This is a genomic window from Flintibacter sp. SJQ-8 (assembly GCF_054108085.1).
In genome coordinates, this window is the sequence record NZ_JBPJWR010000016.1 from 744,062 (window position 1) to 766,306 (window position 22,245).

Sequence of the window (22,245 nt, forward strand, 5' to 3'; positions counted from 1 at the left end):
AGCATATCACAAAGAAAAAGTCAACATGACGCAAAAACAGGAGGAGCAAAATGAGTAATCAAGTCAATTCACTGAAGAAGGGCCTTACGGTCAAGGATCTTGTGACAACGGGTATTTTCAGTGCCATCTTTTTTGTGTTTACCCTGGTCGGCGGACTTCCGTTCGCCCCGAATCCAGTCCTGACCTTCTATATGCCGATGGGGGCGGCGCTGCTGTGCGGCCCTATTTATCTGCTGATGGTGGCTAAAGTGCAGAAGCGGTGGAGCGTCACAATCCTCGGCATCATCATGGGGATCATCTGGTTTGCCACCGGAATGCACTGGGCGTTTTCCCTGGGCTATATCGGGATGGGACTCATTGCGGACTTGGTAGCCGGCGCCGGTCACTACCGCAACAAGGCCATCAATCTGCTGTCCTATATGCTGATTTCCCTGGGAGGCATCTATACTTATGTGGTATTCTTTCTTGACCCGGACGGCTGGGCCAGCACCATGCTGAACAATGGCACGGAACAGTCCTACATCGACACCATGAACGCCTCCGCACCCTCCTGGCTCCTCGTGGTCATCATCGCCGGCACATTGACGGTGGCGGCTCTCAGCGGCTGGGTCGGCGGCAAGATGCTGAAAAAGCAGTTTGAAAAGGCTGGGATCACCGCATGATGGGCGGAGCGTCATCCCGGCGCGGGCTGTGGCTGGACCCCAGGACGAAGATATTGCTGCTGCTGTTCTGCATCCTTTCCGCTATGATGGCCCCGTCCCTATTCTACGAACTGGGCCTTGTGGTGCTGATCGGGCTGCTCGGCGTCTGCTTCGGGAAGTGGAAATATGCCTGGAAGGGTGTACTGTTCTATGCGCTGATTGTCCTGCTCACCCTCTGGATCATGGACACCATGACGGGCACTTGGCGCACCATGTTTATCGCCTTTTTGGGGCTGTTCCATAAGGTCTATCCCTGTGGGATGCTGTCCGGCATTGTCCTCTCTACCACGAAGGTCAGCGAATTCTTATCCGCCATGAACCGCATCCACGCACCGAAAAAGCTGGTGATCCCGCTGGCTGTCATGCTCCGCTATGTCCCCACCATCCAGGAGGACTGGCGGTTTATCAAGGACGCCATGCGGATGCGGGATGTGTCGCCGTCTCCCAAGGGACTGCTGACGCACCCGGCCATGACGGTGGAGTGCATTTATGTCCCGCTGATGATGGCGGCATCCAAGGCGGCGGATGAGTTGTCCATCGCCTCCATTACCCGCGGGATCGAAAACCCGAAGCCCCGGACCTGTCTGGTGCAGATTCACATAGGACCCGCGGATCTTCTGGCGGGCGTCTGCTTCGCGGCGTACCTCGCTGTGGGGCTGTACTGGAAGGGGGTGTTCGGATGATTGAACTGAAGCATGTGTCGTTTGCCTACCAGGGCCAGGAGCATGACGGCCTGCACGACATCAATCTGACGATTGCGGATGGAGAGTGCGTCCTGTTCTGCGGCCGGAGCGGATGCGGCAAGACCACCATCACAAGGCTGGTCAACGGCCTGATCCCACAATTCTATGCGGGAGAATTGACGGGCAGCGTACTGGTGGATGGACAGGAGATCAGCAAGCTGCCCATGTACCAGATCGCCGCTAAAGTCGGCTCTGTGTTCCAAAACCCCAGGACGCAGTTTTTCAATGTGGACACGGACAGCGAAATCGCCTTTGGGATTGAAAACGAGGCCCGGCCGCCCGTGGAGTTGGCGGAGCGGGTGGAGCAGGCCACCGACGACCTGCATATCAGTCCGCTCCGAAACCGCAATATCTTTGAATTGTCCGGGGGCGAAAAGCAGAAGATCGCCTTCGCTTCGGTCTATGCCATGAATCCAGAGATTTACCTGCTGGATGAGCCGTCCTCCAATCTGGATATGACATCTATCCAGGAGTTAAAAGGCCATTTGCGGCTGCTTCAAAAGCAGGGCAAGACCATCCTGATCGCGGAGCACCGGCTCTATTATCTGATGGATCTGGCGGACCGGATCGTGTACTTGGAGCAGGGCCGGATCGAGAAGGTTTTTACGCCGGAAGAGTTCCGCGGATTACCAAGGGAGGCCCGGGAACGCATGGGATTGCGGGCGGCGGACTTGGCGGAGGTGCGGCCTCCGCAAGTCCACTCGCCGGCATCTTCCCCTGTCCTGGAGCTTCGGAATGTCACGCTCCGGTATAAAAAGCGGACGATCCTGCACCGCATCAGCCTTGCCGCCGCAAAGGGTGAGGTAATCGGCGTGGTGGGCCACAATGGGGCCGGGAAAACGACCTTTTCCCGCGCCCTGTGCGGGCTCCACAAGGACTGCGAGGGGCAGTTTCTGTGGGATGGACAGGCGATGGAGCGGAAGAACAGGCTGAAACGCTCCTACATGGTGATGCAGGATGTGAACTACGAATTATTTGCCGAGAGTGTGGAGGCGGAGTGCTCTTTCGGCATCCGCAATCCGGACTTGACCTTGGCCGCCTCGACTCTGGAGGAATTGGGGCTGGCTCCCTATCGGGAGCGCCACCCCAATACGCTGTCCGGCGGGCAGAAGCAGCGGGTGGCCGTAGCGGTCAGCATGATCTGCGGAAAAGACCTGCTGGTGTTTGACGAGCCCACCAGCGGCCTGGACTTTGACAGCATGACCCAGGTGGCGGGGCTGATCCGGCGGCTGTCTGAACTGGGAAAGGTCATTTTCATTGTCACCCATGATTTTGAATTTGTCTGCCGCACCTGCTCCCGTGTTCTGCATTTTGACGAGGGCGAGATGCCCGATGATATACCCGTTGTGATGGACGCCCTCCCGAAGCTGAGAGAGCTGTTCTCTGTCAAGGTGAATGGCTCCGAAGGAGACAGAGAAGGTGGCCTGGGCCATTCAGATGGAAAGGAGAGGTAGTCTATGAAACAGAAGAAAACCAATCGTGTGGCCTTGCTGCTCCACTGGGCCGGGGAGCAAAAAGTATGGCTGTTCCTGGCCGTGCTTCTGGCGATGGCCGGGGGCCTGTGCATTGTGGTGCCCTATATTGAAATTTACCGGCTGATGGACGCCGCCTTTGGCGGAACCTGTACCGAAGAACTGGTGGTGCGGGTCGTGGCTGCTGTGGCTGCGGCGGTGGTGCTCCGCTTTGTGCTGTTCGGGGCATCTGGAGTGGTATCCCACAAGGGAGCCTACGGCGCGCTGTTCAAGGTGCGCTGTATGGTAGCGGAACACATGGCTAAGGTGCCGCTGGGGGCGCTGAACGAGCGGCGGACCGGAGACATCAAAACCGTGCTGAATGAGGACATTGAGAAGCTGGAGCTGTTTCTGGCCCACAACCTGCCGGATCTGGTGTGCTATCTGGTGGGGCCGGTGGTGGTTTTTGCCTACCTGATGACCGTCAACATCCCGCTGGCTCTGATTTCCCTGGTGCCGCTGGTGCTTGCGGCCGTGGTGATGGCGGTCATGTTCCGCAACACGGACGACCTGATGGACCGGGCCAACCGTTCCATCACCGCGCTGAACTCGGTCATGATCGAGTATATCAGCGGCATGAAGCTCATCAAGGCATATAACATGGGGAGCAAATCCTTCCAGAAATTCTCCTCCGCCATCCATGATGAAAACGCCATGTGGAACGAGACCTCCCGCCGCATGGGGCCCCCCTACGCGGCCTTTGTGGTCATCATTGAGTGCGGAATGCTGCTCATGGTGCCGCTGGGCGGGATGTTTTTCCTGAAAGGCTCCCTAACAGCCAGCGCATTCCTGCTGTTCCTCTATGTGGGGTCCATGTACCTGACGGAGATCCGTCCGCTGCAGGAGTTGGGGACCAATTTCGCCAATGTGCTGAACGCGGTCACCAAAGCGAAGGAAATCCTGGATGTCCCCATCTATGAGGGCGGCACGGATTTCCCCCAATGCCATGATATTGAACTGCGGAATGTACGGTTTTCCTACGATGACAAAACCGATGTGCTGCAAGGCGTCAATCTCAAGATCAGGGACGGAGAGAGGCTGGCCCTGGTGGGACAGTCCGGCGCCGGCAAGAGCACCATAATCGAACTGATCTCCCGCTTCTATGATGTGCAGGAGGGCGAGGTGCTGATCGGCGGAAAAAATGTCAAGGAGCTGGACTACGACACCATCTTGAGCAATGTGGCTATCGTATTTCAAAAGACTTTCCTCACCCGCGACAGTGTACTGGAGAACATCCGCATGGGGAGCAGCGCCAGTCTGGAACAAGTGAGGGCCGCCGCAAAGGAAGCCCAGATCGACGACTTCATCATGTCTCTGCCGGATGGCTACGATACCAAGGTGGGGAGCTTCGGCTCCCGGTTTTCAGGCGGAGAGAAGCAGCGGATCGCCATTGCCCGCGCCATTTTGAAAAATGCCCCAATCCTGATTTTAGATGAGGCCACCAGCGCCTCCGACCCGGAAAACCAGATGGAGATTGACAGGGCCATCCAAAATCTTTGTAAAGGCAAGACCGTCATTGTGGTTGCCCACCGCCTGAGCGCCCTGAAGATGTGTGAACGGGTCGCAGTGGTGGAGGACCACACCATCACCTGCGCCGGCACCCATGAGGAAGTCCGCAGGGATAACGCTTACTACCGGAAAGCCTGGGAGGACTATGAAAAGGCCCGGAACATTACCTATCAGTTGGAAGGGGGGCGAGGAGAATGAGAGAACACGATGTCTTGAAAAAGAACAAAAATTTTTATATTGGCGTTGGGGGAACTGTTTTGGAGGGCCTGCTCTCCGGCAGCCTGTTCCTGCTGCTTTACTCGGTCATGCAGTTTTTGTGGGCGGGACAGTTTGACCTGAACCGGGTGTTGATGCTGACCGGGGCGATTGCCGGCATCTTCCTGCTCCGTATCCTGATTTACAGCTATGGCTACACCAAAGCCCAGATCGGCGGCGCGGAAGTCAGCCAAAATATCCGGCTGTTTATGGGGGATCATCTCAAGCGTATCCCCCTGTCCCGGTTTACCCAGGGGCAGACAGGCGACTACATCAACACCATCACCAGCGATGTCAATAACTATGAAAAGATCCTGACCCACAAAATCGGGGACCTGGCGAAAAACTTTGCCTTGTCTATCATGCTGATTGTGTTTGTCATGACGATCTATGTCCCCGCCGGGCTGATCCTGCTGGTGGCGGATCTGCTGCTGATTCCCGGTTTGTGGCTTTCTTTCCGTATGGTGAAGAAGTACGGCAAAGAAAAGAATGACATCTGTGCGGAGAATGTCAGCAGCATCGTAGAGTATGTATCCGGCATCCAGACCTTCCGGGCTTATGGCGTGGGTGGCTTGAAAAACAAGACGGTCATCAGCGCCATGCGGGACTTCTGCCGCATCAGCTTTGTATATGAGGCCAAGGTGCTCCCTGTAGGAGCCGGGCTGGGCATCCTGATCTGGCTGTCCTGCCCGCTGGTCATCTGGAACGCCTATGCGCCGTGGGCAGCCGGGGCCATCGACACGGTTTCCTATCTGTTGGTCTGCATGTTGCCGCTGTTCTGTTCCAAACTTGCCAACGCCATTTTTGTAGACCTCACCAGTTACAAAAACCTGATGATCTCCAAAGGAAAAATCTTGGGCGTGATGGATGAGCCGGAGGAGAGCGGCAGTATGGAGGCACTGCGGCCCGCTACCCATGAGATTGTCTTTGACCATGTGGACTTTGCCTATGTTCCCGGAGAGCCGGTGCTGAAGCAGGCGTCCTTTACGGTGCCGGATCAGAAGCTAACCGCCATTGTGGGCGATTCCGGCTCCGGCAAATCCACCATCCTGAATTTGATTGCAAAATATTATGAGCCAGCCAGTGGCGTCATCTCCATCGGAGGGAAGCCCATCAATCATGTGGCGGCGGAGCGCGTGCTGGAGCAGGTTTCCATGGTAGATCAGGATGTGTTCCTCTTTGACGACACCATCCGGGACAACATCCGTCACGCCCGCCCCGGCGCATCAGACGCGGAGATTGAGGCAGCCTGCCGGGAGGCCAACTGTGACGGATTTATCCGCAGGATGGAAAAGGGCTATGATACCCCTACCGGCGAGAACGGCAATCTGCTCTCTGGCGGGGAGCGCCAGCGGCTGTCCATCGCCCGTGCCATTCTGAAGGACAGCCCGATTCTGCTGTTGGACGAGGCCACGGCATCCCTGGACATCGAGAACGAGCTGGCGGTCAAGCAGGCCATCGCCAATCTGCTCAAGGCGAAAAAGACCGTGGTAATGATCGCCCATACCCTTTCCATCGTCAAGAATGCGGATCAGATCCTGGTAGTGGCAGACGGAACGATCAAGGAATCCGGTACCCACGAGGAGCTGCTGGCTATGAACGGCAAGTATGCGGCCATGTGGAACGCAGAACAGAAAATCACTGTATAAATGAGAGGTCGCGTCTATGAAAAAACTCCATGCGTCGGGCGAGGACTATCTGGAGGCCGTGTTGGTACTCCAAAAGGAAAGAGGGATGGTGCGCTCCGTAGATGTGGCCCGGCACATGGGGGTATCCAAGCCCAGCGTGTGCCATGCTGTAGCTACCTTGAAGGCGGGCGGTTTTCTTACCATGGACGAGGACTTCTTTCTCCGCCTGACCGATGTAGGCCGGGAGGTAGCAGAGCAGACCTATGAGAAGCACTGCTTCTTCACACGCCTGCTGATAGAAGCCGGTGTAGAGCCGAGGATCGCGGAACAGGACGCCTGCCGCATGGAGCATGTGATCAGCGAAAGTAGCTTTCGGCATCTGAAGCAGAATATGGACAAAAAGAAATAGTCGCGGGAGGTGAAGCTGGTGACCGGGATGGCTGTGCTGCAATATGGGAATTTGTGTATTGACCCAAATCAACGCAGGGTCTATGTAAATGAACAAGTTGTGGAGTTGACCACGATGGAGTTCAATATCTTATACTATCTGGCTTTGCATCCCGGCTGGACCTTTACCCGGGAGCAGCTTTACCGATATGCGATGCCTGATGATTTTGCTTCCGGCCTCGAAAGCGTCACCAGCCGGATCTACAAGATACGGAAAAAACTAAATATCAATGCGATTCAAACTGTACATGGATACGGTTATCGCTTTCAAAAATAAAAATAATGGCTGTGAATAGATTGCCTCTAATCACAGCCATTATTCTATATTCATCAGTTATAGATGCCAGCCAGTTGCCCTTGTGCGTAGAGATAAAAATTTTCGATATATCCCATCCTTTTGTAGTAATTCGTTATGTTTCCCTTGTTGAACAACTCGCCCTTGGTCTATTACAATAATCTGGTCGGCGTTTCGGACAGTGCTCAGACGGTGGGCAATCGAGATCAGCGTCTTATCCTTTGTCAGCTCCTGGATGGCAGATAAAAGCGCCTGCTCATTCTCCGGGTCCACGCTGGAAGTCGCTTCGTCCAGAATGATGATGGGAGCATCTTTCAAAATGGCCCTGGCGATGGAAATACGCTGCTTTTCTCCTCCGGAGAGAGTGGAGCCGCCCTCTCCGATGATTGTGTCGTATCCTTCAGGGAGGGACAAAATGAAGTCGTGGCAGCAGGCCCGTTTTGCGGCCGCTACCACCTGCTCATGGGTGGCTTCCGGCCGGCCAAACCGGATGTTGTTTTCCACAGAGTCGTGAAAGAGGTACACATTCTGAAAGACCATGCTGATGTATTCCAGCACGCTGTCCGCAGTATAATCCCGCACATCTTTTCCGCCAATCCGAACGGTCCCTTCCTGCACATCCCAAAAGCGGGCAATCAGATTGCAGAGTGTGGTCTTGCCGCTGCCGGAGGGTCCTACAATCGCGCAGGTGGTGTGCTCCGGGATTTCCAGCGAAATATCATGGATCACCCGGCGGTCCCCATAGCCAAATGAGATATGTTCCAGAGAAATATCATAGTGGGACACAACCAGTTTCTCCGAGCTGGCATCCATCTTTGGAATGTCGGTGACTTCCTCCAGCCGGTCCAGTTCCGTATTGATCTTCTTGCTCAAAAAGGCGCTGTTGCCCATCGTCTCCAAGTCGGAATAGACTGTGAAAGCGCAGAACAGGAAAGTCAAGCAATAAGGCAGGCTGATCTGCCCTGCCAGATACAGCAGAGCCGCCGCCGCAATCAGCACACAGCTCATGAGCTTAAAGGTCACCCCATAGAAACGGAGGACGCCAGCCGTAGCCTTTTCCTGTCCGTAGTCCGCATCCCATTTTTCCTGGAACGCAGCGCGGACTTCCCGCTGTCCTTCGTCACCTTTAGAGAAAGAACGCAGCACCGAAATACCCCGTATGTATTCCATCACCTTACCGACCAGATGCTCTTGGGCCTCTTGGTAAATAGGGGCATATTGGGCGGCACGAAGCCTCACCCAGCGGAGAACCAGCATCCCAAGCGCCAGCCCCACAAGGCTCAATCCCGCAATCACCGGGCTGAAAAAGAACATCATCACGGACATCAGCACAGCCATGGCCACACCGCTGGTCATCTGCTCAATCGCCAGCATGGAGTACCCCTCCAAATCGGCAATCGTGGTGGTGAGCATGGCCTGAATGGTGCCCAGATTTTGTTCTGAGAAATATCCCATGGGTGCCTGTTTCAGCCGTTCTCCAATCTCCAGCCGGTAGTCCCGGAAAATGTCATAGCCAGATCCGCTCATGGTACGGTCATACATCCACTGGAAAAAGAAGCGGCCCAGTACACTGCCCAGAATTACGCCAAAAGCCTGCCCGATGATGACCGGAGAGAGTCCATCCAGATGGAGCAGAATCCAGAATACACCGAACATCATAAACCCGTTGAAGAATGATTTCAGAATATTGCAGACAATCCCTGCCACGATTTTTCCCCGGCTGTTTCCCGCAATTTTAAAGATACGGCGAATCATTTCAAACATCTTCTACACCTCCTTCCGTAGAGCCGGCGTAGTCCTGCCACATTTTCCGGTAAAGGGGGCAGTTCTCCAGAAGCTCCTCCTGAATGCCCCGGCCCACAATCTCGCCATTGGCAACAACCAATATCTGGTCGGCATTGCGGATCGTATTCAGCCGGTGGGCCACGACAATCAGAGACTTTCCCGCCACCAGCTTACTGATAGCCTGCTGGATCAGCGCCTCGTTCTCGGGATCGGCATAGGCGGTCGCCTCGTCCAAAATGATGACGGACGCCTGCTTGAGCATGGCCCGCGCAATGGTGATGCGCTGCCGCTCTCCGCCGGAGAGGCGGTCCCCGGCATCACCGGCCATGGTATCATAGCCCTGCTCTAACTGCATGATAAAGTCGTGGCAGTTGGCAGCCTTGGCCGCAGCCTCTACTTCCCCGTCGCTGGCATTAGGGTTTCCCATGCGGATGTTTTCCCGAATGGATTTATCAAAGAGAAAATTGTCCTGGGCTACATAGCTGATCTCGCCCATGAGCTGCCCGAACGGAATGTTGCGAATATCCTGCCCGCCAAAGCGGACTGTACCGGAGGTTACATCCCAGAAGCCGGCCATCAGCTTGGCAATCGTAGACTTCCCGGAGCCGGATGGACCGACTATGGCGGTCATGGTACCGGGCTGTGTCTGGAATGAGATACCGTGGAGAACTTCGGCTTCATTGTAAGCAAAATGGACATCCTCAAATTGATAACGCCGCTCCCCAAGCTCTGCGGGCTTTGTGGGGCGGACAAGTTCCGGTGTTTTCAAAAAAGCTGTGACCTGTTCCAGATTGCCCTTGATCATGCTGACCTGCTCCATGGCTTCGGATACCTTCATCAGAGGCGCAATAAACCCCAGAGGCACCACCAAGGCCACCAGAAAGACAGGGAGAGAAAGACTTCCCTCCATGTAGAGCCACGCTCCCACTGGAAGGGTCCCCAGAAGCGTAGAAGGGAGGACTGCCCGGGCCGCCGCGTTCCAAAGCCAGCACTGGCTCCACCATGCCATGGTGGAATCGTGGAAATAGCGGACAGAATCAGCATACTTTCCATAGGAAGCTGCGGATCGGTTGAACGCCTTGATGACCTGAATACCGTTGACATACTCCACCAAGGCACTGTTCATCTCGTTGGCAGAGCGCATATAGTTCTCCATGCGGGGCCCATATCCCCGCATCATGGCGGCAAAAAAGAGGGTGCCCAGCGGAATTGTCACCAGTGCGGCCAGCCCCATCCGCCAGTCCAGCAGGAAAATCAGAAGAATACTGCATAGGGGTGCGGCGATGTTGGATGGCAGTTCCGGCATGAAATGGGCCATGGAGTCCTCCAACTTCGCCACATTGTCCACGATCAGATTTTTGAAAGCCCCGGTAGGTGTTTCCAGCATGACGCCCATGGGGACCTTCGCCATCCGGTCTGTAATGGCCTCCCGGATATTTTTCAGTATGGTAAAGGAAATTTTGTGGGACATCAGGGAGGACCGCCAGGTAAGCAGCATTTTTATGATCTGGCAAACTGCGGCGCCTCCGCAGAGAAACAATACCAGCGTGGGCGTTGCAGTCCCCCGGTACAAGGCGTCCGCGAGGACAGCCACCATTAAAAATGGGCCCATGCCAAAGAGTTCTCCCAAAACAGCCAGGAAGATGGAGAGGAGCATTTTACCGTTGTTTTCTCCCACGAAAGCAAAGAGCTGCCGAATCGTTCCCGGTTCTTTCGACTTCATAACCAGCCTCCTTTCAGGCCACAAAAAATACAAGGAGGGTATTGCAATTTCAAGTGCCCTGTGCTAAAATCTGAATTACATCGTAATATTACAGTGTAATTTTAGTATAGGACGGAGGGACAGCGAATGTCAAGAGACTTTCAGCAGACACACGAAAATCTTTTGCTCTGCGCCCAAAAGCACTTTCTGGAATATGGCTTTGAGCGGGCCAGCATCCGGGAGATCTGCAAGGACGCCCATGTGACTAACGGAGCTTTTTATAACCACTTTGACGATAAGGAAGCTCTGTTCGGCGCGCTGGTGGAGCCTGTTGTCCAGGAGGTCAAGGCCATCTATGAGGCGTCGGTAAATGAGCACATGGAACTGGCAAAGACGGACGACTTGAAATCCCTCTGGAAACTGTCGGAGGAAACGCTGTCGGTCATTATCGAATACATCTATGAGCATTTTGATGTATTCCGGCTGCTTCTTATGCGGGCGGAGGGCACGCGGTATTCCTCCTTTTTGGATGATGTTGTCTGTCTGGAAACCCGGGTCACGCTGAAGTTCTTTGCAGAATTGAAATCTCGGGGCATCCAGGTCCGCGAATTGGCGGAAGAGGAGTGGCATATTCTGCTCCATGCGTATTTTGCGTCCCTGGCTGAAGTGGTCATGCACAACTTCCCCAAGGAGGCCGCGCTGAAATATGTTCACACGCTTGTCTCTTTTTTCAACTCCGGATGGCAGACAGTTTTGGGGATCTGATCCCCAAAATTTTTGCGCAATAGTTAGCATCTACTAACCAAATGATGTGGAGGTGAAACCGCAGCGTCCCCTTTGCACGGGGTTTTGCAACACTTAATTCTTTTCAGAAAGGACATATTAAAAATGGAAAACACAAAGAAGCTCACAGGTAAAGACCTAATCAATGTCGGCATTTACACAGCCATGACCCTCGTTATTTTCTTTGTTGTCGGCCTGCTTACTGCGCTGCCGGTGGTTTACCCGTTCCTGTTCATAATTTGGCCTATCGTCTGCGGCATTCCTATGATGCTCTACTATACCAAGATTCAGAAGTTTGGTATGCTGACCATCACAGGTATCATCGGCGGCATCTTTTTCTATCTGATCGGCTATGGCTGGATCGGCCTGCTCGGCTGGGTACTCGGTGGCATTCTAAGCGATGTCGTGCTCAAAATCGGCGGCTATCAGAAATTCAAGGCCACTGTTCTGAGCTATGCCTGCTTTTGCCTTGGCATCATGGGCTGCCCCGCCAATCTCTGGTTTGCCGGCGAAGCGTATTGGGAAAACATCCACACCTCCATGGGCGATCAGTACGCAAACACCTTGCAATCCCTGATGCCCTCCTGGATGCTGTATGTGGGCTTTGCGCTGCTGTTTGTGGGCGGTATTCTGGGCGCGCTGCTGGGTCATAAAATGCTGAAAAAACACTTTGAGAGAGCTGGAATTGTGTAATGGAGCAGCTTCAAGCGGTTGTTGAAAACAGAACAGGCTTTTGCTTGGACCCACGAACCAAGCTGTTGCTGATGGCCGTTGTCGCTACCGCAGAATTTCTATATAGCCACACCGCCTTTATGATCGCGGTGGCGATGATTCCCTTTGTCCTGCTGCTGACTAACCGGCAGTATAAGACGGCAACGGTGTTCTTCTGCCTGTTCGCAGCGGGGCTGTTTGTGCAGGCTATCCAGAACTCCGTCCAGTTTCCCATGATCGTCAATATGCTGGTAGTCCTGTTGGTGGGACTGGTCCTGCGGCTGTTTCCGGCCTTTGTGATGGGGGCCTACATCATCAAATCCACCACGGCCAGCGAGTGCATTACTGCGCTGGGTCGGATGCACATTGGGCGGCAGATCACCATTCCGCTCTCCGTCCTGTTTCGCTTTATCCCTACCATGCAGGAGGAGTCGGCCGCCATCAAGGACGCCATGCGGATGCGGGAGGTCCAGTTCGGGACAAAGAAATTCTGGCAAAACCCCGCCGCCCTGATTGAATACCGTTTTATTCCCCTGATGATCTCGGTGGTCAAAATCGGGGATGATCTCTCCGCGGCAGCCCTGACCCGCGGCCTGGATAACCCGGTCCGGCGCACCAATATCACAAAGGTCGGTTTTACTGGCTGGGATCTGCTGGCGGTGCTGATTGCCGGAGTTGCACTGCTCTCCACATACTTTTTCAGTCCGTGGTAAGGAGGTGATACCGTGATCGAATTGAAAGATGTTTCCTTTACTTATGAGAGCGGAGAAACCCAAAATAACCTGAACCATATCAATCTGACAATCCAGGATGGCGAAACCATCCTGCTCTGCGGAGAGTCCGGCTGCGGCAAGACGACGCTGACCCGGCTGATCAACGGCCTGATCCCGCATTATTACGGCGGGAAGCTGACCGGGCAAGTCCTTTTAGATGGGAAAGAGTTAAAAGACTATCCTCTTTATCAAATCGGTCAACGGGTAGGGTCTGTATTCCAAAACCCAAGGACGCAATTCTACAATGTAGATACGACCAGCGAGATCGTTTTCGGGTGTGAAAACATGGCCCTGCCGGTCCCAGAGATGCGGGAGCGTCTGGAGGAGACTGTCCACAGCCTCAAGCTGGAAAAACTGCTGAATCGGAGCTTGTTTGCTCTGTCCGGTGGAGAAAAGCAGAAAATCGCCTGCGCCTCTGCCGACGCAATCCACCCGGACATCTTTGTATTGGACGAGCCATCCTCCAACCTGGATATTGCCACCATCGAAGATTTAATTGGCGTGATCCGGCACTGGCAGTCTGAGAAAAAGACCGTGATCGTCGCGGAACACCGGCTTTATTATCTCGTTCCCTACGCAGATCGAATTCTCTACATGACGCACGGAAGTATTACGCAGGAGTTTACCAAAGCAGAGTTTCAAAAATTACTGCCTGATGAATTACAGGGAATGGGGCTACGGGCACTGGACCCATTCCACCTGCCTCCAGAGGCCTCGCCCAAGCCTTCCGCCCCGCAATTACATATCAAGGGGTTCCAGTTCTCCTATGAAAAGCACGGCCCCCTCAATGTGGATATTCCAGACCTGATCCTGCCCCAAGGGGAGATCATCGGCATTATCGGAAACAACGGCGCGGGAAAATCTACCTTCGCCCGGTGTCTGTGCGGTCTGGATAAGAAGGCGAAAGGTGTGCTTGAAATGGATGGGGCCTCCTATGACGCAAAGCAGCGCAGGCACATTTCCTACATGGTCATGCAGGATGTAAACCACCAGTTGTTCACGGAAGATGTGCTGGATGAACTGCTGCTCAGTATGGACATCGAGGACGAGAAAGCGGACACGGCCCACGCCAGTGAGATTCTGGACAGTTTGGATCTGTTGGACAAGGTAAAGCTGCATCCCATGTCCCTGTCCGGCGGAGAAAAACAGAGGGTGGCGATTGGCAGTGCAATAGCATCAGACAAAAAGCTCTTGATATTCGACGAGCCTACCAGCGGATTGGATTACCGGCATATGCTGGAGGTATCGGACAACTTAAACCGCCTGAAAGAGATGGGAAAGAGCCTGTTTCTGATTACACATGACCCCGAGCTTATTTACAAATGCTGCACCTATCTGTTGTTCATTCAGGGAAGCAAGGTGCTGTGGCATCGGCCGATGGATGGGAAAGCTGTAGAGCTCTTGCGGACTTTCTTCTCCCACGAGCAAGAAACAGGTGCGGTCAATGCTTCCTGATAAAAAACTGCACGCTTCCGGCGAGGACTATCTGGAGGCTGTGTTGGTACTCCAGAAAAAGAAAGGCATGGTACGCTCTGTGGATGTGGCCCGGTATATGGAGGTGTCTAAGCCCAGCGTGTGCCATGCGGTAGCTACCTTGAAGGCGGGTGGCTTCCTCACCATGGATGAGGATTTCTTCCTCCGCTTGACCGATATAGGCCGCGAAGTAGCGGAGCAGACCTACGAGAAACATTGCTTCTTCACTCGCCTGCTGGTGGAAGCCGGTGTAGAGCCCAAAACCGCCGAACAGGAGGCCTGCTGCATGGAGCATGTGATTAGCGAGAATAGCTTTCGGCATCTAAAGCAAAGTATGGACAAAAAGAAATAGTCGCGGGAGGTGAAGCTGTTGACGGGGGTAGCTGTACTGCAATATGGGAATTTGCGTATTGACCCCAATGAACGCAGGGTCTATATAAATGAACAATTTGTGGAGTTGACCACAATGGAGTTCAATATCTTATACTGTCTGGCCTTACATCCTGGCTGGACCTTTACCCGGGAACAGCTTTACCGATATGCGATGTCCGATGATTTTGCCTCTGGCCCTGAAAGCGTTACCAGCAGGATCTACAAGATACGGAAAAAACTAAATATCAATGCGATTCAAACGGTACACGGATACGGTTATCGCTTTGAGAAGTAGAAGTAAAAGGGAGCGGCCTTTGTTGATCAATGAAGGTTGCTCCCTTTTGCCATGTTGAAAATTGGAATTAAAATGGAAAAAGTGAAAACTCAGTCAGAATTTGGTCAGATTTACCGAATACAATGGAGATAAATTCTAACCATATAGGCGACTTTGAAAAACGGGAGGAATGTGTATGAAAACTAAAAATCGAAATAGCAGAGGGAATTTCAAGTTGCGTTAGGCGGTCTTATTCTTAAATGAATGAGGCCGCCTTTTCTTTTAATTCCCGACAAAATTCTACAAAAAAATCAAATTACTGAACCTGGATCATTGGCAGACCTGCTGCCCGCTCTAATGGACAATGCAGGTTCGTGTGCAAAGTGCGGTTCAGATGGCAAGGAGCCAAATGCGCATGGAGAATTTGAAACCCATGCACATAAAAAGGTTCGTCGCCCATCTGCTTACATTTCGACACACAGTTTACTATCGAATATGGTTCTTCTGCCGCCCTTTTCGGAGGACAGGGCGGGAACATCACAAGACAAGCGACAAGCCTCCTCCTGCGGGCGTCGGAAGTCGTGACGGACTTCTTTATGTGTATCACACAGCCGATTGCTCACCTTTGTGGTGCGTGGCCGGCTGTGTTGTTTTATATAGAACACAAAGACGCCCATTAGTTCGGTGCCGGTCCCCTCCAAATGTTCAAGATTCCCAAAAATTCTTGAACGATTTGGAGGACAAGACCATGCGGTATCGAAATAATGGACAGATAGAGGAAGAACTACAAATCAGATTTACAGGTTACTTAATCCAGGCAGTAAAACGCACACGGCGCGATTACCTGAACATGCTCAACCAATACAGCAACAGTGAAATACTGACCGATACAACCTATACCACAGGACAGACTTTGGAACAAGAGGTTACAGAGCACCTTCCTCTATGGGATGTGATCGAAAGTAATGCGCTCTTCTATGCCCTCAAGCGGTTGAATGAACGCGAGCGGTATGTGTTCCTGGCGCATGTTTTGGACAACTGCCCTTTTGACTTGATTGGTGTAAGACTGGGCCTGACTTATAAAGGTGCAGCCGCAGTCTATTACCGTGCTGTTCAAAAGTTGAGAAAAAGTATTGAGGGGGTGGAAAAACATGATATTTGAACAACTGTTGTTTCAGGCAAAGGAAGGTGATCTGGAGTCAATTACCGATATTTTGAATATGTATCGGCCCTTACTGCTCAAATATTCTGTAATTGACGGCCGGCTGGATGAGGATCTATACCAGGAGCAGTGCATTACATTGATGCGAGCCATCAAACTGTTCCGAATTTGAATTTATGAGAAAGGCTCCGAGACCTTTTGATCTCGGGGCCTTTCCCGTGGATTCAAACAGGATGTACTAAGAGGAAAAAAACAAGCGCACAGTAGTAGTTGGATGCTGCTGTGCGCTTATTCCGACATAACCTGTGGGCCTCACCCGAAAAGGTGAGGCCACACTGCGGTAAAACTTATCCTACCACGATTTCCTTTTTACCAGATCGCTCCGAAAAGAATCTCTGCAAAATGCTTATTGCAATTTTATTGCTCCTCTCCAGCGGCAGCCTTATCATAGTAGTAGATATAGGCGTTGTAATCCCGAAACCGAGTGATCAGCCGAATCCGGATGTACAAATGTGCCGTTTCAGAATAGAGGTTAAATTCAGTCGGATCACTGGTAGTCCCGGCATATCGGCAGAAGCGTTTCATGGTTTCCAGCGTCTTAAAGGCCGGCAACTTGAATAGGGCATTTTGAAACTCATCGATTTCTTTTACCAGCTCTGGCGGCGTCTTTTTGCCGCTCTCATTGTGCCAGGTTGTCCACCAGCGGTATCCATCGTAATCCGAACGGGAATAAGCAAGTTCGCTGACAGGGCGTTCGATGAGCTGCATTGGAGGCTTGTAGGTGTGCTTGAACACTTCTGAAAAAGTGCAGTTCTGCACCAGATAACAGGTGGACTTTTCTGCGCTTTTCTTCAGATGTCCAGACTTGACGGCATCCCACTCCGCAAGGGGCAGGGGCGTATGGGCGGCATCCCGAAGGGCCTCATCCATGCCGCAGGCTTCACAGATCTGCACATCCGCATAGCGGCTGAGGGCATTGACCATCAGGTGGGCTGCCAGAGGAGAGCCACACCGCAGGCATTTGGGAGGGGCCGCTGCATCGCCATGAGCATAAAGCTTTTTGTCTTGCTTCCAAGCGGCTTCCAGTAATTCTTTGGGGTATAATTTGATTTTCATGGTAATGTCTCCTGATTTTGAATTTATGTTCAAAATTATATCGAGGTCTTCCCCCTGCTTCATAAATTGTTCAATCTATGCAACAGATTCGCTCATCGAAAAAAGAGTTCGCAGAGTTGCAGCCAGTTCTGTGCGGTTTTTGCAGGGGAGGCGATGACTGACGCCACAGTTATGCCCTTCTGAATTCATTTTGCAGATGGTGACACTCAACGCAGAGCCGTCGTGGCAGATCCACATCCGTCTGCCAGCAGCCGGGTCTTCTGCCACAATCCAGAGCGGGCGCTGGCGGGTCATATAAGACTGATTGGCAGCCTTCCACCCGCTGTAATCAGAGTAGTGGAAGCCTGGAGCATCTAATTTGCGTTGGTTTAGCGCCAAATAGACTTCCTTGTACTTCATGCGCTGCGCCTCCCTTCCTGCAACGATAGATATTCAGCGTATCCCTCCGGGTCCAGTTCACGCAGGCGGTCTGCCCGGAAGCGGTACTCTGGATACTCACAGTAACCACTGCGCTGCGTTGCCCCGGTAGGGATAGCCAATCCGTGGCGGATCAGCCAGACCGGGAAATCGGCATCGCCATTGGTATCGATGAACGCGCAGTCTTTCCCCCGTTCCCCGTCCAGATTGACCGTCAGAGAGGCCCAGGGCTCCGCATAGCCATTTTCCCATGTGTGCATGGCAATCGCCAGGTTGCCGTCCATATAGGCAGATACCTTTAGCTGTATGGGATGTGTGGAGCCGTACTTTTCATAAGGGAAGGTAATAGGCCCTTGCCTACCCATGGCCGGCATTGGCCTTTGGGCCGGAGCTGTACTGATGTTTGGCGTCAGATCCAGTTCCCAGCATATAGCGAGAATATCAGAATCGTCCACACGGTAGTTATATTTTTTGGCATACTTGGGGTGGAAGAGAAGCTGACCGTTCTCCACAACAAATTTGCCTTCCTTGGTGCCATAGGTGTACTGGCGGCCATCCAGAAGATGTTGCACCTTTTTGGCGTCCGCTTTGATCTTTCCTTTGTCGTACCATGTGGTGTACTGCACCGCAACCTCAAGATTAGGGTTTGAATGAAAGCGGGTTTCTAAAAACTGCAGGACACGCCCGCAGACTGCCGCCCGCTGTTCGACGGTTTGGGCTAAATTAAAGGACAGTGTGAAATACGAATAGTCACGCCCGGACAACCCATAGCCGTGAAGTGTATTGCTGAAGTCGTTGCACCAGAAAAACAATTCCCAACGGGAACTTCCATAAGGCGCCGGATCTTCGGATTCATACTGATAGCAGATAAACTCCCTGGCAATGGCCGCCATGACAGAGGCCATCACAGCGTTTTTTGACTCAGCTGCCCGTTTGATCCTGCGGTGCGCCTCGTCAGGGCCGTCATCGCAAATCTGACGGTTTGCCTCCCGCTGCTCTGGGGTGTAGACATATTGGAGTCTAAGCGAATGGACATCTTCCCGGGCATAACCCCGGTCAATCCATTTTGCGCTGGAACTTTTGACAGAAGATTTGTCATGTAATATATTCATGGTGATTCTCCTTTTTGATTTGATGTAAATGCTTGTCGATAACTCGGCGAAGGCAGTCAATGAAAATTTTCATCGCAGTGACGGCCGGCCCCGCCATATTCCAGCAGGGCATAGCCGATACACCGGGCCGTCTCGCCCAAAGTGTTTTTCACGGCTTCTTCCACCACATCATCCGTATCTGGGCACTCCTGTTCGTTGTTAAGGCGTGTCAGCTCGTGGTGCAGCTCTTTCATCTGCTCTGGCGTTACCGGCTGGTCAGTTTGGACCAGTACATCAGCAAAGTCGCCGCAGCCATCAACATTCAATTCTCGGATCAGCAATACTCCCATAAACGATCCTCCTTCAACGGTCCTCGTGCCAATCATAAAGCAAAAGGTCATGGCTGGAGGCATTCGGCTGGAGGACTGCCGCCCGAAAACGATAATTTGTAAATACAAAGCCAGTGGGTTTGTGCGTGTACTGGACGGCAAGAATGTGATACTCCCGACCCATCCAGTCGGCAGATTCCAGGACCTGTTCGGTTTCATTCCCAAAATCAAGGGCAAAAATCCAGTTATCCTGACAGCTGCTCGGGTCAGAGTAAGGCTCCCCGCTCGGCAGGAACAGAAGCTTTTGTTTCATATCTTCATAACTGTGGACCCCCGGGTGTTTATTCAAGAACGCTTGTGCCAGTTGTTCCCTAAAGGTATAGAAGGGGATGAATGGCTTTTTTCCCTCGAAGTCCCCGTTTCCATCCAGAGCGATCACCTGCCCATCCGAGATGATCTCGATGATAACATCCTTTCGGATGCGGCAATCATTTTGATAATCATCCGGGGTAGAAGTGTACCATGTGCCATCAACTGTATCACGGTTGCAGTAGTAATAGGGCTGGTTTACAGATTGGAACACATCCTTGCAGAAGCCTGTGTCTTCAAACAGAAAAGTGAGCTGGATCGTTTTCATTCGAGTTCCCTCCGTAGTAATAATCATAGATTTTTCTTAGACCGCACCGTATTTTGGCTTTGGTAGGACTGCCGGTGGCGATTCTCTGACCAGAGCCAAACGCTGGCCCGAAAAACCAAATTTCGTAGTGGGTGCAGAGATGCCGCCCTTTTGTGTGGGCGCTTGAAACCGACCACATATAGGCGTCGCCGGACACCGTAAACTCCTTGGGATAGCAATATTCCCGCATTCCATCCGGCGAGAAATCATCCAGCGCCGCGGCATTCCCGGAACGGGGGTCTGCTTGCGGCTGAACGACCTCCCGGAGCCAGAGAAGAAAAGAAGGCTCCCCGGCGCTCATACCGATTCCTCCGGCTTGCCGGCCTTTTCATAGTAGACCTTGCGAGTGCCGGCGCCGCGAACTTGGAAGATAAAACCGGGCACCATCTCAGCCAGCTTGTCAGCATACATTTTGGCGCGGCCACAATCTGGGATCAGCGTAGCATAAACCAGGCCGACTCCAACTTTTCCTTCATGCAAATTTATAGCGCCATAACAGCGGGCTCCAATTTTCTTCCCATAGACGATATAGTTCATCGCTTCCCGCCCTTTCTGTTAATACCAGATGAAAGTCTGGCCGCATAATACCTGAATACGGTCCATAATGGCATCAACTTTCTTTTCGGAGAGGGGAACATCTGCATTATTCCAGTGCCGAATCAATTCTTCCAGTGTACGGTCTGGAGCTGATACACAGAAATCACAGCAAAAGTTATAGAGCGGCTGCCCGGTATAGGCTTCAAAGACGCTTTCAGTACCATCAGCAATCCGCTGTCTCTGGTTCCCACTGTAGTTGATACGGCCTAAATAGGCGGTACCATAGCGTTCACGGTAGGCATTGATGATTTTGCGGTTTAAGTCATTGTAAGTATCATCGGCTTCATCAATCCTGAGATACCCTTCACGAGCGAGGGCATACTCCCGCTGCACTTGCAGGTAGTAGGAGAGGGCGTCCATGGGTTTCGGATCATGCGTGGGATGTTTTAGTTTCATCAAAAAATCCTCCTAAAAAACAAGGGACCGGCAAACAGCAAATGCGCTGTTTGTCGATCCCTTTGTGATAGTGTCCCTTGCCAAATAGCAAGGCATTTGTCAAATAAGAAAAAGTGTAGAGTTTTATTTCTGTGGAGCAACATTGAAAGTATCAATGATACAATACTGGCAGATCAATCAGAAAAATCTTTTAGGTGCTGAATGATCCATGCTTGCAGCTCGTGTTCTCCCGCACTGCCATTTGCAATAGAGATAAACATATCCGCAAGTTCGCCGGGCTTCAGTTCAAGAACATAGCCGTTCCATTTCAGCAGCAACTGCGTCATCATTGCGCCAATCCGTTTGTTACCATCAAGAAAGGCATGATTGGAGGCCAGTCCAAACCCTATTCTGGCTATTTTCGCAAGGTCCGTTTCAAAAAGATCAAAACCGGCAAAGGTTTGCAACGGAGCATTGACTGCGGCTTCCAGACTATTTCGGTCCCGAATACCGTCCAACCCACCTGAAGCTTTGATGATCCTGCTATGGACGGCGATAACATCTTCAACCGTCACCCAAATCATTCCGCCATCCTCTTATAGTCATCAGCGAAAGAACTTAAAACCGCATCGGTATCCGCCAACATCTGCTCCCTTGAAATTTCTGCAGATGGTGTGTTAAGAGTTAAGGGAAACGGCATTCCATTATTGCGGACAAAGGCATTTGCAAAAATGTTGAATGCGGTGGATGTGGATATGCCCAGCTGCTCGCAGATGGCGGCCATTTGCGCTTTGACCTGACTATCTATTCTAAATGTCATATTGGTATCCATATAATCGACCTCCTTGCACTACAATTATACTACATATCATGTACAAATGCAACGAGTAGGATGCTTAATTGAAGAAGGCCACGGGAACCAATCGTCTTTGAGGGAGTGCTGTATCATCTATGCGGCAGCTTCTGCGGGAGGCAGCTCGTTGATGATGGGAGCGGAAAGTAAAATGGCCGTTTCGGTATCTTCCATTAACAGCCACGCACCATCGCGCCAAACACAAGAAGTTGCCTTGTTGTAAATCTCCGGGACCTTATTGGGATCGTCGATGCACTCGCGGGTAACGAGCAGGCACATGTGATCGAGATAGAAATAGTGAAGAGATTTTTCAATTTCCTCTCGTAAGGTATGGGCCAGGGCTGCAATTTCATCCATATCCTGCCGCTGAAAAGCAGCCTCGGAAATCTTTTTCAGGCACTGTGTTTGCTGAATCGCTGCATCAATGTAGGTTTTGGCCTCGTTAAACAGGCTGTGCCGGATACGAATATCACATAGAGCTACATGACGGGTGTATTCGGTGGCTGCTTTGCAGATTTGCCCCCGCAGTTCTTCATAAGGTTTTTGGTACTTTGTTTTCAGCACTTCCAGCGATACAACTTCCAGATTTCTCCGAAGGGTATCCAAATGAATTTCAAGTGCCTTGCGTAATTCTTTTTCGTCCATAGTTTTCCTCCATTTCACAACA

28 protein-coding genes are annotated in these 22,245 nt (G+C 52.2%); 15 read left to right on the forward strand and 13 right to left on the reverse strand.

Going from position 1 to position 22,245, the window contains the following annotated elements:
- Positions 1–50: 50 nt before the first annotated feature.
- From ACSAMP_RS15115 to ACSAMP_RS15145, 7 genes are read left to right on the forward strand one after another with little or no spacing between them, the layout of a single operon-like run.
- Positions 51–662: an MptD family putative ECF transporter S component gene (locus ACSAMP_RS15115; protein ID WP_058722716.1), complete on the forward strand. Its 612-nt coding sequence runs from the start codon at positions 51–53 to the stop codon at positions 660–662.
- A complete protein-coding gene (locus ACSAMP_RS15120; protein WP_425503789.1) occupies positions 659–1,384 on the forward strand; it encodes an energy-coupling factor transporter transmembrane component T in 726 nt (241 codons plus the stop codon). The genes ACSAMP_RS15115 and ACSAMP_RS15120 overlap by 4 nt, the downstream gene beginning before the upstream one ends.
- Positions 1,381–2,898: an ABC transporter ATP-binding protein gene (locus ACSAMP_RS15125; protein WP_082670659.1), complete on the forward strand. Its 1,518-nt coding sequence runs from the start codon at positions 1,381–1,383 to the stop codon at positions 2,896–2,898. The genes ACSAMP_RS15120 and ACSAMP_RS15125 overlap by 4 nt, the downstream gene beginning before the upstream one ends.
- Positions 2,899–2,901: 3 nt before the next feature.
- The gene (locus ACSAMP_RS15130; RefSeq protein WP_118438869.1) at positions 2,902–4,662 is read left to right on the forward strand and encodes an ABC transporter ATP-binding protein; all 1,761 of its coding nucleotides are present in this window, start codon (positions 2,902–2,904) and stop codon (positions 4,660–4,662) included.
- Positions 4,659–6,368 carry an ABC transporter ATP-binding protein gene (locus ACSAMP_RS15135; protein ID WP_058722718.1) on the forward strand — a complete coding sequence of 570 codons (1,710 nt, stop codon included), beginning with the start codon at positions 4,659–4,661 and terminating at the stop codon, positions 6,366–6,368. Before ACSAMP_RS15130 ends, ACSAMP_RS15135 begins: the two co-directional genes overlap by 4 nt.
- Positions 6,369–6,384: 16 nt before the next feature.
- Positions 6,385–6,756 carry a metal-dependent transcriptional regulator gene (locus tag ACSAMP_RS15140; protein ID WP_058722719.1) on the forward strand — a complete coding sequence of 124 codons (372 nt, stop codon included), beginning with the start codon at positions 6,385–6,387 and terminating at the stop codon, positions 6,754–6,756.
- Positions 6,757–6,783: 27 nt separating this feature from the next.
- A complete protein-coding gene (locus ACSAMP_RS15145) occupies positions 6,784–7,071 on the forward strand; it encodes a winged helix-turn-helix domain-containing protein (RefSeq protein ID WP_058722746.1) in 288 nt (95 codons plus the stop codon).
- Between the two features lie 57 nt (positions 7,072–7,128).
- Here ACSAMP_RS15145 and ACSAMP_RS15150 read toward each other — a convergent pair whose 3' ends face one another.
- Both ACSAMP_RS15150 and ACSAMP_RS15155 read right to left on the reverse strand, forming a co-directional pair.
- Positions 7,129–8,853 carry an ABC transporter ATP-binding protein gene (locus ACSAMP_RS15150; RefSeq protein ID WP_058722720.1) on the reverse strand — a complete coding sequence of 575 codons (1,725 nt, stop codon included), beginning with the start codon at positions 8,851–8,853 and terminating at the stop codon, positions 7,129–7,131.
- Positions 8,846–10,597 carry an ABC transporter ATP-binding protein gene (locus ACSAMP_RS15155; RefSeq protein ID WP_058722721.1) on the reverse strand — a complete coding sequence of 584 codons (1,752 nt, stop codon included), beginning with the start codon at positions 10,595–10,597 and terminating at the stop codon, positions 8,846–8,848. Before ACSAMP_RS15155 ends, ACSAMP_RS15150 begins: the two co-directional genes overlap by 8 nt.
- Positions 10,598–10,723: 126 nt before the next feature.
- On the opposite strand from ACSAMP_RS15155, the gene ACSAMP_RS15160 reads away from it, so the two are divergent.
- The 8 genes from ACSAMP_RS15160 to ACSAMP_RS15195 all read left to right on the forward strand — a co-directional run bounded on the left by ACSAMP_RS15160 (position 10,724) and on the right by ACSAMP_RS15195 (position 16,296).
- A complete protein-coding gene (locus ACSAMP_RS15160; protein WP_058722722.1) occupies positions 10,724–11,341 on the forward strand; it encodes a TetR/AcrR family transcriptional regulator in 618 nt (205 codons plus the stop codon).
- Positions 11,342–11,464: 123 nt separating this feature from the next.
- On the forward strand, positions 11,465–12,052 hold the full coding sequence (locus ACSAMP_RS15165) for an MptD family putative ECF transporter S component (RefSeq protein ID WP_009259481.1): 588 nt from the start codon (positions 11,465–11,467) through the stop codon (positions 12,050–12,052).
- A gap of 44 nt (positions 12,053–12,096) precedes the next feature.
- Positions 12,097–12,783 carry an energy-coupling factor transporter transmembrane component T gene (locus ACSAMP_RS15170; protein WP_238043914.1) on the forward strand — a complete coding sequence of 229 codons (687 nt, stop codon included), beginning with the start codon at positions 12,097–12,099 and terminating at the stop codon, positions 12,781–12,783.
- A 12-nt stretch (positions 12,784–12,795) separates the two neighbouring features.
- Positions 12,796–14,298 (forward strand): ABC transporter ATP-binding protein, encoded by a 1,503-nt coding sequence (locus ACSAMP_RS15175; protein WP_058722724.1) that lies wholly within the window; start codon positions 12,796–12,798, stop codon positions 14,296–14,298.
- A complete protein-coding gene (locus ACSAMP_RS15180) occupies positions 14,288–14,668 on the forward strand; it encodes a metal-dependent transcriptional regulator (protein ID WP_058722725.1) in 381 nt (126 codons plus the stop codon). The genes ACSAMP_RS15175 and ACSAMP_RS15180 overlap by 11 nt, the downstream gene beginning before the upstream one ends.
- A gap of 18 nt (positions 14,669–14,686) precedes the next feature.
- Entirely contained in the window at positions 14,687–14,983 is a 297-nt protein-coding gene (locus tag ACSAMP_RS15185) for a winged helix-turn-helix domain-containing protein (protein WP_243260193.1), read from the forward strand.
- Positions 14,984–15,710: 727 nt separating this feature from the next.
- Positions 15,711–16,124 carry a sigma-70 RNA polymerase sigma factor region 4 domain-containing protein gene (locus ACSAMP_RS15190; RefSeq protein WP_118438868.1) on the forward strand — a complete coding sequence of 138 codons (414 nt, stop codon included), beginning with the start codon at positions 15,711–15,713 and terminating at the stop codon, positions 16,122–16,124.
- On the forward strand, positions 16,114–16,296 hold the full coding sequence (locus tag ACSAMP_RS15195) for a helix-turn-helix domain-containing protein (protein ID WP_009258011.1): 183 nt from the start codon (positions 16,114–16,116) through the stop codon (positions 16,294–16,296). The genes ACSAMP_RS15190 and ACSAMP_RS15195 overlap by 11 nt, the downstream gene beginning before the upstream one ends.
- Before the next feature lie 245 nt (positions 16,297–16,541).
- Here the strand turns inward: ACSAMP_RS15195 and ACSAMP_RS15200 are convergent, their stop codons facing one another.
- The 11 genes from ACSAMP_RS15200 to ACSAMP_RS15250 form a co-directional block, all read right to left on the reverse strand.
- Complete coding sequence (locus ACSAMP_RS15200; RefSeq protein ID WP_176833109.1) at positions 16,542–17,240, reverse strand: hypothetical protein; 699 nt, start codon at positions 17,238–17,240, stop codon at positions 16,542–16,544.
- Positions 17,241–17,315: 75 nt separating this feature from the next.
- Positions 17,316–17,639 carry a hypothetical protein gene (locus ACSAMP_RS15205; RefSeq protein ID WP_071698938.1) on the reverse strand — a complete coding sequence of 108 codons (324 nt, stop codon included), beginning with the start codon at positions 17,637–17,639 and terminating at the stop codon, positions 17,316–17,318.
- Positions 17,636–18,769 (reverse strand): DUF4313 domain-containing protein, encoded by a 1,134-nt coding sequence (locus tag ACSAMP_RS15210; protein WP_071698939.1) that lies wholly within the window; start codon positions 18,767–18,769, stop codon positions 17,636–17,638. The genes ACSAMP_RS15205 and ACSAMP_RS15210 overlap by 4 nt, the downstream gene beginning before the upstream one ends.
- Positions 18,770–18,825: 56 nt before the next feature.
- The gene (locus ACSAMP_RS15215) at positions 18,826–19,098 is read right to left on the reverse strand and encodes a hypothetical protein (protein ID WP_058722727.1); all 273 of its coding nucleotides are present in this window, start codon (positions 19,096–19,098) and stop codon (positions 18,826–18,828) included.
- 13 nt (positions 19,099–19,111) lie between these two features.
- Positions 19,112–19,714: a hypothetical protein gene (locus ACSAMP_RS15220; RefSeq protein WP_058722728.1), complete on the reverse strand. Its 603-nt coding sequence runs from the start codon at positions 19,712–19,714 to the stop codon at positions 19,112–19,114.
- Positions 19,683–20,054 carry a hypothetical protein gene (locus ACSAMP_RS15225; RefSeq protein ID WP_071698940.1) on the reverse strand — a complete coding sequence of 124 codons (372 nt, stop codon included), beginning with the start codon at positions 20,052–20,054 and terminating at the stop codon, positions 19,683–19,685. Before ACSAMP_RS15225 ends, ACSAMP_RS15220 begins: the two co-directional genes overlap by 32 nt.
- Positions 20,051–20,290: a hypothetical protein gene (locus ACSAMP_RS15230; RefSeq protein WP_058722729.1), complete on the reverse strand. Its 240-nt coding sequence runs from the start codon at positions 20,288–20,290 to the stop codon at positions 20,051–20,053. Before ACSAMP_RS15230 ends, ACSAMP_RS15225 begins: the two co-directional genes overlap by 4 nt.
- Positions 20,291–20,308: 18 nt before the next feature.
- Entirely contained in the window at positions 20,309–20,746 is a 438-nt protein-coding gene (locus ACSAMP_RS15235; protein WP_058722730.1) for a hypothetical protein, read from the reverse strand.
- A 173-nt stretch (positions 20,747–20,919) separates the two neighbouring features.
- Positions 20,920–21,309 carry a type II toxin-antitoxin system death-on-curing family toxin gene (locus ACSAMP_RS15240; protein ID WP_009258020.1) on the reverse strand — a complete coding sequence of 130 codons (390 nt, stop codon included), beginning with the start codon at positions 21,307–21,309 and terminating at the stop codon, positions 20,920–20,922.
- A complete protein-coding gene (locus ACSAMP_RS15245) occupies positions 21,306–21,557 on the reverse strand; it encodes a type II toxin-antitoxin system RelB/DinJ family antitoxin (RefSeq protein ID WP_009258021.1) in 252 nt (83 codons plus the stop codon). The genes ACSAMP_RS15240 and ACSAMP_RS15245 overlap by 4 nt, the downstream gene beginning before the upstream one ends.
- A 117-nt stretch (positions 21,558–21,674) precedes the next feature.
- Complete coding sequence (locus ACSAMP_RS15250) at positions 21,675–22,223, reverse strand: hypothetical protein (RefSeq protein WP_058722731.1); 549 nt, start codon at positions 22,221–22,223, stop codon at positions 21,675–21,677.
- Positions 22,224–22,245: the final 22 nt, after the last annotated feature.